A 16,468-nucleotide genomic window follows, 5' to 3' on the forward strand; every position below is an offset into this window, starting at 1 on the left:
GCGAAATGACCGAGAACCCGTTCTTCGAGGCCAGCCGGCTGGCCTACGAACTGCCGCCCTTCGCCGAGATCCGCGAGGAGCACTACCTGCCCGCCTTCGAGCGCGGGATGGCCGAGCAGTTGGCCGAGATCGAGGCGATCACCGACACCCGGAGCGTGCCGACCTTCGACAACACCCTGCTGGCGCTGGAGCGTTCCGGCGAACTGCTGCGGCGGGTGCGCGTGGTGTTCGACAACCAGGCGTGCTCCGACACCACCGACCTGCTGGACGAGGTGGACGCGAAGGTCAGCCCGCTGCTGGCCGCCCACCACGACGCGATCCACCTCGACCGCCGGCTGTTCGAGCGGATCGAGGCGCTGTACGAGGCCCGCGCCGACCTCGGCCTGGACGCGGAGTCGCAGCGGCTGCTGCAGCGCCGCTACGACGACTTCGTCCGCTCCGGCGCCCGGCTGGGCGAGGCCGAGCAGGCCCGGCTGCGCGAGCTGAACGCCGAACTCGCCGTGCTCGGCACGACCTTCCAGCAGAACGTGAACGCCGCCACCCGCGCCGCCGCCCTCGTGCTCGACTCCGCCGAGGAGCTGGCCGGGCTGTCCGAGGGCGCGATCGCCGGCGCCGCCGAGAACGCCCGGGTGCTCGGGCACGACGGCAAGTACGTGCTGAGCCTGAAGAACACCTCCACCCAGCCCGAACTCGCCCAGCTGACCGACCGGTCGGTGCGCGAGCGGCTGCTCGCCGCCTCGCTCGGCCGGGCCGGCGACACCAACGGCCCGCTGGCGATCCGGATGGCCGCGCTGCGCGCCGAGCGGGCCGCGCTGCTGGGCCACCCGAGCCACGCCGCGTACGTGGTGGCGGACGAGACGGCCGGCACCGTCGAGGCCGTGGACGGGCTGCTGCGCCGCCTGGTGGAGCCGGCCGTGGCGAACGCCCGCCGGGAGGCCGAGGAGCTGGCCGGCGTGGCGGCCGCGGACGGGGTCGAGGAGATCGCCGCGCACGACTGGGCGTACTACTCGGAGAAGGTCCGGCAGGCCTCCTACCAGGTGGACGCGGCGGTGCTGCGCCCGTACTTCGAGCTGGAGCGGGTGCTGCGCGACGGCGTGTTCTTCGCCGCGAAGCTCGCGTACGGCCTGGAGTTCACCGAGCGGCCGGACCTCACCGCGCACCACCCGGACGCCCGGGTCTTCGAGGTGTTCGAGGAGGACGGCACCGCGCTGGGCCTGTTCATCGGCGACTTCCACGCCCGGGCGTCCAAGCGCGGCGGGGCGTGGATGGACTCGCTGGTCACCCAGTCCCGGATGACCGGGCGGCGGCCGGTGGTGCTGAACAACCTCAACATCCCGCGCCCGGCGCCCGGCGAGCCGGTGCTGCTGACCTGGGACGAGGTGCGCACGCTGTTCCACGAGTTCGGGCACGCGCTGCACGGGCTGTTCTCGGACGTCGAGTACCCGCTGTTCGCGGGCACCTCGGTGCCCCGGGACTTCGTCGAGTTCCCGTCGCAGGTCAACGAGATGTGGATGGTCCGGCCCGAGGTGCTGGCCAACTACGCGCGCCACCACGAGACCGGGGAGCCGCTGCCGGCCGAGCTGGTCGAGCGGATGGCGGCGGCCGAGGGCTTCGGGCAGGGCTTCCGGACGGTGGAGTACCTGGCGGCCACGCTGCTGGACTGGGCCTGGCACACCGTGTCGCAGGGCCAGGAGGTCGCGGACGCCGAGGAGTTCGAGGCGCGGGCGCTCGCCGACGTCGGGCTGGCGGTGCCGGCGATCCCGCCGCGCTACCGGACGGCGTACTTCCAGCACGTCTTCTCCAGCGGCTACAGCGCGGCGTACTACGCGTACATCTGGTCCGAGGTGCTGGACGCCGACACCGTGCGGTGGTTCGAGACCAACGGCCGGTCGGTGCGGGAGAGCGGCGAGCTGTTCCGGCGCGAGCTGCTGGCGCGCGGGTTCAGCCGGGACCCGCTGGAGTCCTTCCGCGCGATGGTCGGCCGGGCGCCGGACACCGCGCCGCTGCTGGCCAGGCGGGGGCTCGCATGATCCTCATCCGGGGGTGAGCGTCACCGTGACCGGGGTGCCCGGGCGGGCGTGCGGGAGCCGGATCAGCACCGTTCCCGCCCGCCCGGGCGCGGGCTGGTCGACCTCGACCCGGGCGTCGGCCGGGGTGACGGCGGCCCGGGCGCCGCGTGGGAACGCGGAAGGCGGCAGGACGAGTTCGCTGTCGCGCCCGGTGCCGTCGGCGCTCCAGCGGACGGTGGAGCCGTCCGTGCGCACGCCGGTGCCGGCGACGGCCGCCGGGTACGGGCCGAAGGCGGGCTCGTCGCCGGGGGCGGGGTTCCCGGCCCGGTCCAGCGCGCAGTAGCCGCCGTCGCCCCGGCACCAGTACCACATCGTCCAGCCCTCGGCGAAGCCGTCCATCGCGGCGACCTGGCGGCGGACCAGCTCCCGGTTGCCGGGTGTGCGGGAGTTCGGCGGGCCCCACTCGCCGACCAGGACGGGCAGCCGGTGGGCGGCCGGGTAGGCGGTGATCGCGGCCGTGTACTGCTCGACGAAGCCGTCCGCCCCGTCCCAGTCGGCGCCGTTCTCCACGGCGGTGTCGTAGAAGTGCGGGGCGTAGCCGAGCCGGGGCGCGCCGGGGCGCGGGTCGGTGAAGCCGGGCAGCCGCGTCGGTACGCCCTGGCCGACCAGGACGGTCGGTTCGACGAACAGCCAGGCGCGGGTGTCGGCCCGGCGGACGGCGGCGATCAGCCGGCGGTACATGTCGGCGAGCCGGCCGCTCTCCAGGGCGGCGGAGGCGGCGGCGAGCACGGCCGGGTCGGTCGGGTCGCCGTCCACCGGGCCGAACGGCTCGTTGAACAGGTCGTAGCCCAGCAGCGAGCGGTGGCCGCGCAGTTCGCGGGCGAGCCGGGTGTAGAAGTCGGCCTGCCAGGCGCGCAGGTCGGTGTCGTCGTAGAGGTGGCGGAAGGCGGCCTGGACGGCGGGCTGGAAGTAGCCCGCGAACCAGTCGTCCGGGTCGGGGGTGAAGGGCAGTCCGTCGTCGCGGGTGGCCCAGACCGGGATGCCGTTCGTGCCGCCGCCGAACTTCGGCCCGTAGACGTCCTGGTGGAGGTCGACCAGGACGAGCAGGCCCGCGCGGTCGGCCCGGTCGAGGAGGCCTTGCAGCCGGTGCAGTTCGGCGGGGTCGAGGCGGCCGCGCTCGGGCTCCAGCCTGGTCCAGGAGACGGGCAGCCGGACGAGGGTGAAGCCCTGTGCGGCGATGGAGGCGAGGTCGGCCTCGGTGGCCTCGGCGTACTTGTCGAGGTTGAAGCCGCGCAACCGGAGGTGCCGGCCCCGGGCGTCGGTGAGGGCGGTGCGGCCGTCCGGGGCGGTGGCCGTCCCGGTGGGGAAGCGGTCGGGGGCGCCGCCGTGGGCCTCGCCGTGGGCGGAGGCCGGGGTGGCGGTCAGCGTAGCGGTGGCGGCGAGCAGCAGGGCGACGGCGGTGCGGCGCAGGCGCATCGGGGGACCTCGCACGGCGGGGGACGGGGGCCCGATGATGCCCCCGGCGCCGGTCGCGGCACAAGGGGCGTGCGCCTACGGGGAGTTGGGCAGCGGAAGTTCGGTAGGGGAGTTCGGCAGGGGAGTCCGGCAGCGGGGTTCAGCCGGCGTCCGGCTCGGCCTCGGGCTCGACCGGGATGGTGGGCAGGACGGCGGTGGGCAGGTCGGCGGCGGCGGCCAGGCGCCCCCAGAGCAGGTCGGCCAGCGCCTGCACCATGCGGGTGCGCGAGCAGGGCCGGCTCTCCAGCCACCAGTCCCCGGCGGCCAGCACCATGCCGGTGATGCCCCGGCCCCAGGCCTCGGCGAGCAGGTCGCGGTCGGCGCCGAGGTCGATCTGGCCCTGGACGGCCCGGGTGATCTCCTCGGCGATCTGCTTGAGCGCGGGGGCGAGCGCGTTGCCCGCGCCGGTGGGGTCGCCCGGTTCGGGGTGGGTGAGCAGCCGGTAGACCTGGGGGCGGGCCTCGATGCCGGCCAGGTAGGTGTCCAGGACGTGCTCGACCCGGTCGCGGCGCTCCAGCGGTTCGGCGAGGGCGGCCCGGACGGCGGCGAGCAGGCCGCCGGTGTGGCGCTCGGTGAGCGCGCTGATCAGGCCGTTCCGGTCGCCGAAGTGCCGGTAGAGGATCGGCTTGGTGATGCCGGCCTCGGCGGCGATGGCGTTCATGCTGGCGCCCGGCCCGTCGCGCTGGATGACCCGGTCGGCGGCGTTGAGCAGTTGCTCGCGTCTGGGCTCTCGGGACATGCGCTTCTCCTGGGAGTCGGGGTCGGTCCGGGGGTTGACACCGGCCTGGGCGTTGACACCGGTTACCAACAAGTAGCAGACTCCGACGATGTTACCGGAGGTAACACCCTGGTCGGCCGTACCCCTTCCTCGGAGGCAAGCACCATGAGCAGCACGTTCTCGCTGGACCCGGGCGCGGACCAGCTCGCCGTACGCGACTGGCTGCACGGCTTCGCCGCCGACGTGGTCCGCCCGGCCGCGGCCGAGTGGGACGAGCGCGAGGAGACCCCCTGGCCGATCATCCAGGAGGCCGCCAAACTGGGCGTCTACTCGCTGGAGTTCTACGCCCAGCAGTACTTCGACCCCTCCGGCGTCGGCATCCCGATCGCCATGGAGGAGCTGTTCTGGGGCGACGCGGGCATCGGCCTGGCCATCGTCGGCACCACATTGGGCGCCGTCGCGGTGCTCGCCAACGGCACCGACGAGCAGATCGGCACCTGGACCCCGCAGATGTTCGGCACGCCGGACGACGTCAAGCTGGGCGCCTTCTGCGCCTCCGAACCGGACGCGGGCTCCGACGTCGCCTCGATGCGCACCCGGGCGGTGTACGACGGGGCCAAGGACGAGTGGGTGCTGAACGGCACCAAGACCTGGGTCACCAACGGCGGCATCGCCGACGTGCACGTGGTGGTCGCCTCCGTCGACCCGGAGCTGGGCGCGCGCGGGCACGCCTCCTTCGTGGTGCCGCCGGGCACCCCCGGGCTGAGCCAGGGCCAGAAGTTCAAGAAGCACGGCATCCGCGCCTCGCACACCGCCGAGGTGGTGCTGGACGGCGTCCGGCTGCCCGGCAGCTGCCTGCTCGGCGGCAAGGAGAAGCTGGACGAGCGGCTGGCGCGGGCCCGCGAGGGCGTGCGCCGCAGCGGCCGCGGCAACGCGGCGATGGCCACCTTCGAGGCCTCCCGCCCGGCGGTCGGCGCGCAGGCGGTCGGCGTCGCCCGGGCCGCGTACGAGGTGGCGCTGGACTACGCGACCACCCGGGAGCAGTTCGGCCGGGCGATCATCGAGAACCAGGGCGTGGCCTTCCAGCTCGCCGACATGAAGACCCGGATCGACGCGGCCCGGCTGCTGGTGTGGCGGGCGTCCTGGATGGCGGCCAACAACCAGCCGTTCACCGCCGCCGAGGGCTCGATGTCCAAGCTGTACGCGGGCGAGACTGCCAGGTTCGTCACCACCCAGGCGATGCAGCTCCTCGGCGGCAACGGCTTCACCCGGGAGTACCCGGTGGAGCGGATGCACCGGGACAGCGCGATCTACACCGTGTTCGAGGGGACCAGCGAGATCCAGCGGCTGGTCATCGCCCGGGCGATCTCGGGGAAGCCGATCCGCTGAACGCCCCCGTGAGTGCTAGCGGGCCAGCCAGAAGGTGAGCCCGGCGGTGAGCGCGCCCACCGCCGCGCCGACGATCGTCTGCGCGGTGGTGTGGTCCCGCAGCACCACGCGGGACCAGCCGATCAGCGCGACGCCCGGGTAGAGCAGCAGCCACAGCGGGCCGAGCGCGATGCCCAGGCAGACCACCGCGCCGCCGGCGACGGCGGTGTGCACCGAGACCTTCCACCAGACGGTGATCACCAGGATCGGGATCAGCGAGGCGAACATCGCCGCCACCATCGCCGTCAGGTCGGCGGGGGCGTGGGCCAGGATCATCACCGTGAAGCTGACGGCGACCGAGCCCATGATGAACGGGATGACGGTCAGCCGGCGCTGCCGGTGGCCGACGTGGCGGTCCTCGAGGGTGCCCTTGCGGATGCCGCGCTGGATGAACAGGGTCGGAACGACGGCCGCGAACAGCGCGGCGAAGGCGGCCCAGGCCAGGCCCGCCCAGCCGTAGCGGACGGCGCCCATCAGCAGGCAGACCGCGATGATCACGTTCTTCGGCTCGACGCCGTCGGTGATCCGCCGGGCCCAGACCGTCCGGGGGGTGGCGGCGGTCCGGGACTCGGCCGTCGTGGGCTCGGTGGTCATCGGCGGTGTGCTCCAGGCGGTGTGGATCGATCCTTGTCGGACGATCGTATTTTCCTGGGGCGGAGTTTCAGAATCGGCGGCGGCTCGGAGCCGCGGTCGGGCACCGCCGCGGCTCGGAGTCGGCGGTTCGGAGCCGCGGTCGGGCATCGGTGGCGGTTCAGAACCGGGGTGGGCGGCCCTCCAGGAAGGCGGCCAGGCCCTCGCGCACGTCGCCGTCCTCGCGGGAGCGGCGCTCCCACGGGGCCAGCGCCTCGGCCGCCCGCTCGGCCGGGACGGCGAGCGCGGCCTTCACCGCGCCGATGGTCTGCGTCGAGCGGGCGGTCAGCAGCCGGGCGAACTCCAGCGCGGCGGCGTCCAGTTCGGCGGCCGGCAGGACGCGTTCGGCCAGGCCCAGCGGCAGCGCGTCCCGGCCGCGCACCAACTCCCCGGAGAACAGCAGGTACTTGGCCCGGGCCGGGCCGATCAGCCGGGCCAACCGCAGGGTCGGCACCGCCGGGTAGACCACGCCGAGCTTGGCCGGGGTGATCCCCAGCCGGGCGTCCTCGGCGACGAACCGCAGGTCGCAGGCGACGGCCAACTGGCAGCCGCCGCCCACGCAGGCGCCGTGCACCACGGCGATCGTCGGGTGCGGGAAGGCGGCCAGCGCCTCCTCGGCGGCGACGTTGATCGCGTGGTAGGCGTCCGCGTGCTCCGGATCGCCGTACACGTCGGCGAGTTCGGTGATGTCCGCGCCCGCGCTGAAGGTGTTCCCGGCGCCGGTCAGCAGCAGGGCGCGCACGCCCTCGTGCGCGGCGAGCTGCTTCAGCACCTCGGGCAGCGCCCGCCAGATCGCCAGGGTCACCGCGTTGCGGCGGTGCGGGCGGGCGAACTCCAGCACCGCGACGCCGTCCGCGCCGACGTAGGCGTTCAGGCCCTCCGCCCGGGCGGGCACGGCGGAGCGGTCCCGTACGAGCAGCGGCTGGTCTGGCCGGTCCATGGCGCACCTCCGGAGGGTCGTGTGCGCCCACTCTCTCAGGCGGCGCCGGCGCCGTCCGACGCGGGTGCGGCCACGGCGGCGCAGTAGTCGCCGAGGCCGTGTTCGAGCAGGGCGAAGGCGCGGCGGGCCTCGTCGAGCGCGGCGGGCAGGGCGTCCGCGGCGCGCTCGCCGGCCAGCATCCGCCGGTGGTTCCCGGTGATCAGCGCCACCCGGGCGGACAGCAGCTGGGCGGTGGCGACGCGGGCGGTCAGCTCGTCGTGCGCCGGGTCCTGGGCGAGCAGTTCGGCGGCCAGCAGGGACGACGCGACGCGGTCGTAGCCGTGGGTGGCGCGCAGGGCGAGTGCCGGGGTGCGGTGGATCAGCCGGACCACGTCGAGCACGGTCCCGTCGTCGTTCAGCCCCGAGGCCGGGTCGAAGCGCTCCAGCGCGGCCGTGAAGTGCTCGCGCAGCGCGACCACCGCCGAGGTGCCCGGCGCGCGCTCGCGCACCACCCGGGCCGGCTCGTCGAGGTGCTGCTCCATCGGGCCCATGACCAGGTCTTCCTTGCTGGGGAAGTAGTTGAAGACGGTCATCTTGGACACCTCGGCGGCGGCCGCGATCTCGGCGACCGAGACCTGGTCGAAGTCCCGCTCGGTGAACAGCCGGATGGCGGTGCGGAAGATCCGCAGGCCGGTCTGGATCTTCTTGCGCTCACGCAGCGGGAGCGCGTCGAGGTCGGGGATGCGGTCGGGGCCGAGGTCCAGTCCGGATTGCTTCGCCATGCCGGGACTGTACCAGGCTCAAAGGTTGACCGGGAAGAAGCATGTGCTCGGCTCAAAGATTGGTCGGGAAGAAGAGTTGACCCGGTCCAAAAAGGCGTGCCATGGTGAGGACGTGCCGCCGGCCGCTCCGGCCCGGCGCGAACTCCACCGACCATGGGGGGACTTGAGATGACGACCGCCGTCCTCGGACAGCCCGGCGCGACCGAGCTGATGACACCCGTCCGGCGCAGGCTGGGCATGCTGCTCTGCCTGATCACGATCGTGCTGGCGGTGCTGGACATGAACATCGTGTCGGCGGCCACCGTGCCGATCGTCCGCGACCTCGACCCCGTTCACGGCGTCGACCGGCTGCCCTGGCTGATCAGCGCGTTCGCCCTCGCCGCCACCGCGCTGCTGCCGCTCTACGGCAAGCTCTGCGACATGTACGGCGCCAAGCGCGTGCTGATGGGCGCGGTCGCCACCTTCCTGCTCGGCTCCGGGCTCTGCGGGGCGGCGCAGTCGATGGAGCAGCTGATCGCCTTCCGTGCTCTGCAGGGCATCGGCGGCGGCGGGCTGATGAGCGTCACCATGGTCGTCATCGCCCAGTTCAAGGGGCCCGGCCCCGGCAGCAAGGGCAAGGGCAGCGCGATGGGCGGGATCATCGCCGGCATCGGCATGGCGGTCGGCCCGCTGGTCGGCGCGCTGCTCACCGACCACCTCAGCTGGCGCTGGATCTTCTACGTCAACCTGCCGCTCGGCGTGCTGGTGCTGGTCGGCGTCGCCCTGGTGATCAAGCTGCCGACGGCGGCCGGCCGCGGCGGCCTGGACTTCCTCGGCGCGGCCCTGGCCGCCGCCTTCGCGGTCGGCCTGCTGCTGGTCACCGAGTGGGGCGGCAAGGACTACGGCTGGACGTCGCCGGTGATCCTCGGGCTGGCCGCCGGCACGCTGGCCCTGTTCGGCCTCTTCCTCTGGCGCCAGGCCGTCGCCGCCCAGCCGGTGCTGCCGCTGTCGCTGTTCCGGATCCCCGCGGTGCGGCTGGGCTTCGCGATCCAGGGCCTGACCGGGATGGGCATGATCGGCTCGATCGTCCAGGTGATGCTCTACCTGCAGGTCGCCCGCGGCGTCGCCCCGACCACGGCCAGCCTGTACCTGATCCCGATGGCGGTCGGGATGACCGTCTCCGGCCTGCTGGTCGGCAAGCTGCTCGCCCGGGGCCACTCGCTGGGGGTCTTCCTGCTGGCCGGCGCGGCCTGCGCGGCGCTCGCCATGCTGCTGCTCGGCCTCAGCGGGCCGGACACCCCGCTGGTCGCGGTGCTCGCCGAACTCGCCCTGCTGGGCGCCGGGTTGGGCCAGCTGATCGGCCAGCTGATCACGGTGGTGCAGGACGCCGCGCCCCAGCACCAGTTGGGCGTCGCGACCACCGGCATCCGGTTCTTCCAGAACCTCGGCAACGCGCTCGGCGCGGCGCTGTTCGGCAGCGTGCTGGCCCGGGTCTTCGCGGCCGGTGAACCGGGGCTGCCGCTCGGCGCGGTGCGCACCCTCACCGGGGAGGCGCACGAGCACGCGGTGCGCAGCTTCACCGAGGCGGTGGACACGGTGTTCCTGGCCGCGGGCGGGGTGCTGGTGCTGGTGGTGCTGCTGGTGTGGCGGCTGCGGGCGGTCGGCGGCGCGCTGCTGGACGGGGACGGGCCCGTGGCGAGCGCGGAACCGGCGGCGGCGGTGCGGCCGGCGCCGGCGGTCGGCGCGCGGGCGGCCTGAGCGGCCGCCGGGGGAGAGGGCGGTGGAGCGTGCGGCGGGGCCCGGTGGACGGGGAAGGTCCACCGGGCCCCGCCGCACCTGCTCAGTCCCGGGCGGTGGCGGCGGCCCACTCGGGGGCGAGGATCCCCCAGACCTCCTTGTCGTGGCGCACCCCGTTGTGCAGGAACCACTCGCGCAGCACGCCGTCCCGGGTCATGCCGACCCGCTCGGCGACGGCCCGGCTGCGGGCGTTGGCGGCCGAGCACCACCACTCGGCCCGGTGCAGGCCGCGGGTGGTGAAGGCGTAGTCCAGCAGCAGGCGGACGGCGGCGGTGACCAGCCCGCCGCCCTCCCCGGCCGGCTCGGTCCAGGCGCCGATCTCACAGGTGCCGCTCTTGGCGTCGAAGTGCACGAACATCACGCCGCCGACCAGCGTGCCGTCCCGCCAGATGCCGTAGATCCGGCCGGAGTCGGAGTTCTGCCGGTCCGCGTAGCGCTGCAGGGTGGAGCGGGCCGACTCCAGGTCGGTGGAGAAGCTCGCCCACGGGATCCACGGGTCGATGTGGGCGCGGCCGCGCTCGATGTGGGCGAGGAACTCGGGGGCCTGCCACGGCTCCAGGGGGCGCAGTTCGGCGTTCTCGGCGAGCGGTACGGCAAACACGGGCGGGGCCTCTCCGGTGGGGCGGAACGGTCGGGGGAGCCATCCGGCGGTCGGGGACCGCGCGGTGCTCGGAACCATTCATAACAAACGTTTGGTATGTACGATAGCCCCCATGACGCCAGCCCGTGGAGACCATGACGCCCGCCGCTCGGAAGTCTCCGAGGGGGTGTGGCGGGTGCTGTCCACCCGGGGCTTCGAAGGCCTCACGCTGCGCGCCGTGGCCGCCGAACTCGGGGCCTCCACCGGGCTGCTGACGCACTACTTCCCGAACAAGAAGGCCCTGCTCAGCCACGCGCTGGAGGAGCTGGACCGCCGCTCGGCCACCCGGCCCCGGCGCGCCGCCCCGGCGGACGGCAGCCCCCCGCCGCCGGCCGGCCTGGCCCGGCTGCGCGCGGCGCTGCTGGACGTGCTGCCGCTGGACGGCGCCGCCGTGGCCGGCAACCGGATCTGGGTCGGCTCCTGGGACGTCGCGCTGGCCGACCCGGACCTCGCGCTGGCGCACGCGGGCCGCTACGGGCGCTCGCGGGAGGCGCTGACGGCGCACGTGGTGGAGGCCCAGCGGCTCGGCGAGCTCCCGGCGGACGCCGATCCCGCGGACCTCGCCGCCGGGGCGCAGGCCTTCGCGCTCGGCCTGGTCGTGCAGGCACTGTTCGCGCCCGGGGAGTTCCCGGCCGAGCGGCAGGTCGCGCTGCTGGACGGGCACCTGGCGACGCTGGCCCGCTGACCGGTTCCCGGGCGGTGCGGCCGGGCCGCTCTCACGACGGAATCGATACGCACAGTGACGATTCGGGTGCGCCGGGCGCACGGCCGACGCATGGTCGGAGGGTGCTGAAGCGATTGGTCCGGGAGATGACCGGGAGAGCCGAATTGGCTACGGAGAGTATCCATCCGCGGGGCTACCTGCGGGAATTCTCGGGTGGCGCCCCCAGCAGGATTCGAACCTGCGACCTACCGCTTAGAAGGCGGGTGCTCTATCCGCTGAGCTATGGGGGCGGGACGGATCGCGCCGGGTGGGCGTGACCGTGGCCGGGTTCGGATGGCGAGCGCTGGTGCGCGCGCGTCCGGCCCCGTGCCTGAGGGGTGTGGGGGTGGGGGTTGGTGGGCCCTCGCCCTGTCGGGGACAGGATAAGGGTGTCCAGTTGCCGGGCCGGGTGTGACAGCACCGCCGTTGGTGTGTCGGTTCGGTGGAGCGGTCCGATAATCGCAGGTGAAGGCCGTGCGTGCAGCGGTCTGGCGATGTTCCGGGCCGGACGTTGTGCAGTCGTTACGGGGCTGCCGCCCCACCCGTTATGGATTCGACACGGAGAATGCGTCGCCACCGGTGCGGGTGGGGGGTCGTATTCGGGTTGCCGCGGTCGATTGACGTGCGCGGACGGCCGTTCGGGGGCGTTCCCGGGCACGTTCCGGGAGGCGCCGGCCGGGTCGCGGAGCAGGTGGTTTGTTGTCATGGCCGCGAGGAGTCGGGGGTCCGGGCGGCGGCCAAAGGCTGAAATTCACCCCTGCGAGTGACAGTGACTATCGGAATGTGCCGAGTGGCCTACGAGTTGTCCACAGGATTTCGGAAGTCCATCGCCGGAATTCCCCCCGCGACGCACTCTCCTCTCGCACCGCTCGATTCCGTACGGTGCATCGGCGAGAACGGAGAGTGCGCTGTGAACGAGACGCATGTGACGCTGCTCGGCAATGTCGCGAGCGAAGTGAGCTACGGGGAAACCGGCAGTGGCGTGCCGATGGCCAGTTTCCGGCTCGGCTGCACCGAGCGGCGGTACGACCGGGAGCGCGAGTGCTGGGTCGACGGCGAGACGCAGTGGCTCACAGTGACGGCCTGGCGGGCGCTCGCGGTGAACCTGATCGGCTCGCTGTCGCGGGGGGATCCGGTGCTGGTGAGTGGCCGGCTGAAGGTGCGGGAGTGGACGCAGGGTGAGGTGCGGCGCAGTCGGGCGGAGATCGACGCCCGGTCGGTCGGACACGACCTCACCCGCGGTACCGCGGCCTTCCGTTGGGCGGTCGGGGTGCGCGGGCATCCGCCGGGCGCGCTCGCGCCGGGCGGGGCGGCCGGATCGGGGGCCGGTGGCGAAGCGGTGCCCGGGTGGATCGTGAACGCCCTGGAGGGCCGCAGGGGCGCGGCGGCGGCGCCGTCGACGGGTGCGGCGGGGGCCGAACCGGCGGTGCCGGCAGGGTCGGTGGCGGCATCCGTGACGGCGGCAGGGGCGGCATCCGCGGCGGCGTCGGGGGTGGCGTCCGGGGCGGCCGGGAAGCCGGCGGCGGAGCCCGGCGCGGTGTCCGAGAGGGAGCGGGGAGGTGGGGCGGAAGGGAGGCGGAGCTGACGGGTCGACGACCCGCCCTGTCGACAAATATGTTGATCGAGAAGGCCATTGCGTCCGCACGCGCATTCCGGACCGATCAAGGAAAGCGGTGCCGAGTTTCTGGCATGGTGTCAGCTTGTGTGGATTCTGGGGGGATTGATAACGATCCAGATACGGAATCGTCCGGATTTCGCATGGGGGTTTCGGGGCCTCTGAGGCTCAATAGGATTCGTCTGGTTTCAAACCCCGCGACAGCGCCACAGGGGGCGCGTGCGGCATGGAAAGTCGGCGGGCCGCCCCTCGGGCCGAGCCCGTCCCGGAGGGATTCCTGATGGTCCAGAGGCAGAAGCGGAGTCTGACCCGCATAACCACTGTCATGCTCACGACCAGCGTTGCGCTGGGTGGTGGCCTGCTCGCGGCCGGTGCGGCGGTCGCGGCGGACGGCCCCGGCGCGGGCGTCACCGCGGTGGTGCAGAACAAGATGTTCGGCGAGAAGGTCGACGTCGAGGGCAAGGGTGCGGTCGACGCCGGCCTGTTCACCCTCAAGACGGCGTCGGGCGAGGAGCTGCGCACCTACTGCATCGACTTCGACAACCCGGTCTACCTGAACAGTGGTGCGAAGTACCACGAGGCGGACTGGTCGGCCAGCTCCCTCAACAGCAACGCGAACGCCCCCCAGATCCGCTGGATCCTGGACAACTCGTACCCGCACGTCCAGCTGGCCAAGCTGCGGGACGCCATCGGCGACGCGGACCTGTCCGAGGAGGACGCCGCCGCCGGCACCCAGACCGCGATCTGGAAGTTCTCGGACGGCAAGACCGCGACCCCGCGCAACGAGCACGCCAAGAAGCTGCGCGACTACCTGACCGGCGACGCCAACAAGGGCGTCGCGGCCGAGCCGAAGCCCTCGCTGACGCTCACCCCGGACTCCGTCACCGGCAAGGCCGGCGGCAAGCTCGGCCCGTTCGTGCTGAACTCCAGCGCCAACGCGGTGAAGCTGGCCGTCTCCGGCGACGCGGCCGACAAGATCAAGGTGCTCGACAAGGACGGCAAGGCCGTCAGCGGCGCCCTGACCGGCCCGATCGGCAAGGACACCCAGCTGTTCCTGGACGTGCCGGCCGGCACCCCGGACGGCAAGGCCGCGCTCAGCGCCAGCGCCGACACCAGCGTGCTCAGCGGCCGGGTCTTCATGAGCGACCTGGACGACGCGGGCAACCACAGCCAGACCATGATCCTGGCCGACTCCATCAAGGTCAGCGTCGCGGCCGAGGCCAAGGCCACCTGGAAGCAGGGCACCGGCGCGCTGGTCGACAGCAGCGCCAAGGTCGAGTGCGCCAACGGCGGCGTGCGCGTCACCGTCAACAACACCGGTGACCAGCCCGCGACCGTCACGGTCGGCAAGCAGCAGGTGACCGTCCAGCCGGGCAAGAGCGAGAACGTGCTGGTCAAGGTCGCCGAGAAGGCCCACTACGAGATCGCGGTGGCCGGCCCGAACGGCTACACCAAGACCTTCACCGGCACCCTCGACTGCAAGACCGGCGTGACGCCGACCGGCGCCCCGACCACCCCGGCCGCGACCGGCACCCCGACCGCCGGTCCGTCCACCGCGGCCGCCCACCCGGCCCCGTCGACCACCAGCGCCGCCCCCGGCACCGGTGGCCTGGCCCAGACCGGTGCCAGCAGCAACACCCCGATCATCGCCGGTGTCGCCGGTGCCCTGGTCGTCGCCGGTGGCGCCTCGGTCTTCTTCCTGCGCCGCCGTGGCCGCCACGGTCGCACCACCGCCTGAAGCGCCTGAAGCGCCTGAACCGCCTGAGCCCGGCCCGGAGGCACTGACCTCCTCGGACCCCTGAGGCGGAACGACGGCCCGGCTCCCCGCATCCGCTGCGGGGAGCCGGGCCGTTCGCGTTGCCGTGGGGGCGTCGGCGCGGCGCTCCTCAACCCACGGGCCGGGATACCCCCGAGGGGCACCCCGGCGGTTCGGGGCTCCCGGCCGGGTGCGGCACAATGGAAGGCTGCAAGCCGAATTACTCCCGACGACGCCGGAGCGATCTCACGTGGCGGAATACATCTACACGATGCGCAAGGTGCGCAAGGCTCACGGAGACAAGGTCATCCTTGACGACGTGACGCTCAGCTTCCTCCCCGGAGCGAAGATCGGCGTCGTGGGCCCCAACGGTGCCGGTAAGTCCACCGTGCTCAAGATGATGGCCGGCCTGGAGCACCCCTCCAACGGCGACGCCTTCCTCTCGCCCGGCTTCACCGTCGGCATGCTGCTCCAGGAGCCGCCGCTCGACGAGACGAAGACCGTCCTGGAGAACGTGCAGGACGGCGTCAAGGAGATCAAGGGGAAGCTCGACCGCTTCAACGAGATCGCCGAGCTGATGGCGACCGACTACTCGGACGCCCTCCTCGAGGAGATGGGCAAGCTCCAGGAGGAGCTGGACCACGCCGAGGCCTGGGACCTGGACGCCCAGCTGGAGCAGGCCATGGACGCCCTGGGCTGCCCGCCCGGCGACTGGGCGGTCACCAAGCTCTCCGGTGGCGAGAAGCGCCGCGTCGCGCTCTGCAAGCTGCTGCTGGAGGCCCCCGACCTGCTGCTGCTCGACGAGCCCACCAACCACCTCGACGCCGAGTCGGTGAACTGGCTGGAGCAGCACCTGGCCAAGTACAAGGGCACCGTCGTGGCCGTCACCCACGACCGGTACTTCCTCGACCACGTGGCCGAGTGGATCCTGGAGCTCGACCGCGGCCGCGCCTACCCGTACGAGGGCAACTACTCCACCTACCTCGAGACCAAGCAGTCCCGTCTCAAGGTCGAGGGCCAGAAGGACGCCAAGCGCGCCAAGCGGCTCAAGGAAGAGCTGGAGTGGGTCCGCTCCAACGCCAAGGGCCGCCAGGCCAAGTCCAAGGCCCGCCTCGCCCGTTACGAGGAGATGGCGGCCGAGGCCGACAAGATGCGGAAGCTGGACTTCGAGGAGATCCAGATCCCGCCGGGCCCGCGCCTGGGCAACGTCGTCATCGAGGTCGAGAACCTCAACAAGGCCTTCGGCGAGAAGGTCCTGATCGACGACCTCAGCTTCACCCTGCCGCGCAACGGCATCGTCGGCATCATCGGCCCGAACGGCGCCGGCAAGACCACGCTGTTCAAGATGCTCCAGGACCTGGAGACCCCGGACTCCGGCAAGGTCAAGGTCGGCGAGACCGTCAAGATCAGCTACGTCGACCAGAGCCGCGCCAACATCGACCCGAAGAAGACCCTCTGGGAGGTCGTGTCGGACGGTCTGGACTGGATCAACGTCGGCCAGGTCGAGATGCCGTCCCGCGCCTACGTGTCGGCCTTCGGCTTCAAGGGCCCGGACCAGCAGAAGCCGGCCGGCGTGCTCTCCGGCGGTGAGCGCAACCGCCTGAACCTGGCGCTCACCCTCAAGCAGGGCGGCAACCTGCTGCTCCTCGACGAGCCCACCAACGACCTCGACGTCGAGACGCTCTCCTCGCTGGAGAACGCCCTGCTGGAGTTCCCCGGCTGCGCCGTGGTCATCTCCCACGACCGCTGGTTCCTGGACCGAGTGGCCACCCACATCCTCGCCTACGAGGGCGAGAGCAAGTGGTTCTGGTTCGAGGGCAACTTCGAGTCGTACGAGAAGAACAAGATCGAGCGGCTGGGCGCCGACGCCGCCCGCCCGCACCGGGCCACCTACAAGAAGCTGACCCGAGGCTGACATCCAGCTGTCACAACGGCCCGGCAGACTGCCCTCCGGGGCGGCCTGCCGGGCCGCGGCCC

Annotated in this window: 13 protein-coding genes and 1 tRNA gene; 7 read left to right on the forward strand and 7 right to left on the reverse strand. The window is 72.7% G+C overall.

Annotated features, from left to right (window positions below; all coding sequences use genetic code 11):
- Window positions 1–5 precede the first annotated feature (5 nt).
- Window positions 6–2,030 (forward strand): M3 family metallopeptidase, encoded by a 2,025-nt coding sequence (locus VM95_RS04755; RefSeq protein WP_078859618.1) that lies wholly within the window; start codon window positions 6–8, stop codon window positions 2,028–2,030.
- 3 nt (window positions 2,031–2,033) lie between these two features.
- On the opposite strand, the gene VM95_RS04760 is transcribed toward VM95_RS04755, so the two are convergent.
- A complete protein-coding gene (locus VM95_RS04760; RefSeq protein ID WP_045692760.1) occupies window positions 2,034–3,485 on the reverse strand; it encodes a cellulase family glycosylhydrolase in 1,452 nt (483 codons plus the stop codon).
- Between the two features lie 139 nt (window positions 3,486–3,624).
- Window positions 3,625–4,263, reverse strand: a complete 639-nt coding sequence (locus VM95_RS04765; protein WP_045692761.1) for a TetR/AcrR family transcriptional regulator — start codon at window positions 4,261–4,263, stop codon at window positions 3,625–3,627.
- A gap of 144 nt (window positions 4,264–4,407) precedes the next feature.
- Between VM95_RS04765 and VM95_RS04770 the strand changes: the two genes are divergently transcribed.
- Window positions 4,408–5,631, forward strand: coding sequence for an acyl-CoA dehydrogenase family protein (locus VM95_RS04770; RefSeq protein ID WP_045692762.1), 1,224 nt, complete (start codon window positions 4,408–4,410; stop codon window positions 5,629–5,631).
- A gap of 15 nt (window positions 5,632–5,646) precedes the next feature.
- On the opposite strand, the gene VM95_RS04775 is transcribed toward VM95_RS04770, so the two are convergent.
- From VM95_RS04775 to VM95_RS04785, 3 genes are all read right to left on the reverse strand, one after another.
- Complete coding sequence (locus VM95_RS04775) at window positions 5,647–6,264, reverse strand: phosphatase PAP2 family protein (RefSeq protein WP_045692763.1); 618 nt, start codon at window positions 6,262–6,264, stop codon at window positions 5,647–5,649.
- Between the two features lie 157 nt (window positions 6,265–6,421).
- Complete coding sequence (locus VM95_RS04780) at window positions 6,422–7,240, reverse strand: enoyl-CoA hydratase/isomerase family protein (RefSeq protein WP_078859607.1); 819 nt, start codon at window positions 7,238–7,240, stop codon at window positions 6,422–6,424.
- Between the two features lie 35 nt (window positions 7,241–7,275).
- Window positions 7,276–8,001 carry a TetR/AcrR family transcriptional regulator gene (locus VM95_RS04785; RefSeq protein WP_045692764.1) on the reverse strand — a complete coding sequence of 242 codons (726 nt, stop codon included), beginning with the start codon at window positions 7,999–8,001 and terminating at the stop codon, window positions 7,276–7,278.
- Window positions 8,002–8,169: 168 nt separating this feature from the next.
- Here VM95_RS04785 and VM95_RS04790 point away from each other — a divergent pair, with 168 nt between their 5' ends.
- Window positions 8,170–9,738: an MFS transporter gene (locus VM95_RS04790; protein ID WP_425265283.1), complete on the forward strand. Its 1,569-nt coding sequence runs from the start codon at window positions 8,170–8,172 to the stop codon at window positions 9,736–9,738.
- Between the two features lie 82 nt (window positions 9,739–9,820).
- Here VM95_RS04790 and VM95_RS04795 read toward each other — a convergent pair whose 3' ends face one another.
- On the reverse strand, window positions 9,821–10,378 hold the full coding sequence (locus tag VM95_RS04795) for a GNAT family N-acetyltransferase (RefSeq protein ID WP_045692765.1): 558 nt from the start codon (window positions 10,376–10,378) through the stop codon (window positions 9,821–9,823).
- Window positions 10,379–10,490: 112 nt separating this feature from the next.
- On the opposite strand from VM95_RS04795, the gene VM95_RS04800 reads away from it, so the two are divergent.
- Window positions 10,491–11,102 carry a TetR/AcrR family transcriptional regulator gene (locus VM95_RS04800; protein WP_045692766.1) on the forward strand — a complete coding sequence of 204 codons (612 nt, stop codon included), beginning with the start codon at window positions 10,491–10,493 and terminating at the stop codon, window positions 11,100–11,102.
- A gap of 193 nt (window positions 11,103–11,295) precedes the next feature.
- On the opposite strand, the gene VM95_RS04805 is transcribed toward VM95_RS04800, so the two are convergent.
- Window positions 11,296–11,371 (reverse strand) — tRNA-Arg (locus VM95_RS04805).
- A 659-nt stretch (window positions 11,372–12,030) separates the two neighbouring features.
- Between VM95_RS04805 and VM95_RS44060 the strand changes: the two genes are divergently transcribed.
- The 3 genes from VM95_RS44060 (at window position 12,031) to ettA (ending at window position 16,406) form a co-directional block, all read left to right on the forward strand.
- Entirely contained in the window at window positions 12,031–12,705 is a 675-nt protein-coding gene (locus tag VM95_RS44060; RefSeq protein WP_052707144.1) for a single-stranded DNA-binding protein, read from the forward strand.
- A 355-nt stretch (window positions 12,706–13,060) separates the two neighbouring features.
- Window positions 13,061–14,473 carry a Cys-Gln thioester bond-forming surface protein gene (locus tag VM95_RS04815; protein ID WP_052707145.1) on the forward strand — a complete coding sequence of 471 codons (1,413 nt, stop codon included), beginning with the start codon at window positions 13,061–13,063 and terminating at the stop codon, window positions 14,471–14,473.
- A gap of 268 nt (window positions 14,474–14,741) precedes the next feature.
- Window positions 14,742–16,406 (forward strand): energy-dependent translational throttle protein EttA, encoded by a 1,665-nt coding sequence (gene ettA / locus VM95_RS04820; RefSeq protein WP_045692768.1) that lies wholly within the window; start codon window positions 14,742–14,744, stop codon window positions 16,404–16,406.
- Window positions 16,407–16,468 lie beyond the last annotated feature (62 nt).

Origin of the sequence: Streptomyces rubellomurinus (assembly GCF_000961885.1) — a bacterium.
Classification (GTDB): domain Bacteria; phylum Actinomycetota; class Actinomycetes; order Streptomycetales; family Streptomycetaceae; genus Kitasatospora; species Kitasatospora rubellomurina.

What these genes read in the sequence shown, in the direction of transcription:
- VM95_RS04755 (WP_078859618.1), top strand. Translation starts at nt 6, where the DNA reads ATGACCGAGAACCCGTTCTTCGAGGCCAGCCGGCTGGCCTACGAACTG.
- VM95_RS04760 (WP_045692760.1), bottom strand. Translation starts at nt 3,485, where the DNA reads ATGCGCCTGCGCCGCACCGCCGTCGCCCTGCTGCTCGCCGCCACCGCT.
- VM95_RS04765 (WP_045692761.1), bottom strand. Translation starts at nt 4,263, where the DNA reads ATGTCCCGAGAGCCCAGACGCGAGCAACTGCTCAACGCCGCCGACCGG.
- VM95_RS04770 (WP_045692762.1), top strand. Translation starts at nt 4,408, where the DNA reads ATGAGCAGCACGTTCTCGCTGGACCCGGGCGCGGACCAGCTCGCCGTA.
- VM95_RS04775 (WP_045692763.1), bottom strand. Translation starts at nt 6,264, where the DNA reads ATGACCACCGAGCCCACGACGGCCGAGTCCCGGACCGCCGCCACCCCC.
- VM95_RS04780 (WP_078859607.1), bottom strand. Translation starts at nt 7,240, where the DNA reads ATGGACCGGCCAGACCAGCCGCTGCTCGTACGGGACCGCTCCGCCGTG.
- VM95_RS04785 (WP_045692764.1), bottom strand. Translation starts at nt 8,001, where the DNA reads ATGGCGAAGCAATCCGGACTGGACCTCGGCCCCGACCGCATCCCCGAC.
- VM95_RS04790 (WP_425265283.1), top strand. Translation starts at nt 8,170, where the DNA reads ATGACGACCGCCGTCCTCGGACAGCCCGGCGCGACCGAGCTGATGACA.
- VM95_RS04800 (WP_045692766.1), top strand. Translation starts at nt 10,491, where the DNA reads ATGACGCCAGCCCGTGGAGACCATGACGCCCGCCGCTCGGAAGTCTCC.
- VM95_RS04815 (WP_052707145.1), top strand. Translation starts at nt 13,061, where the DNA reads ATGCTCACGACCAGCGTTGCGCTGGGTGGTGGCCTGCTCGCGGCCGGT.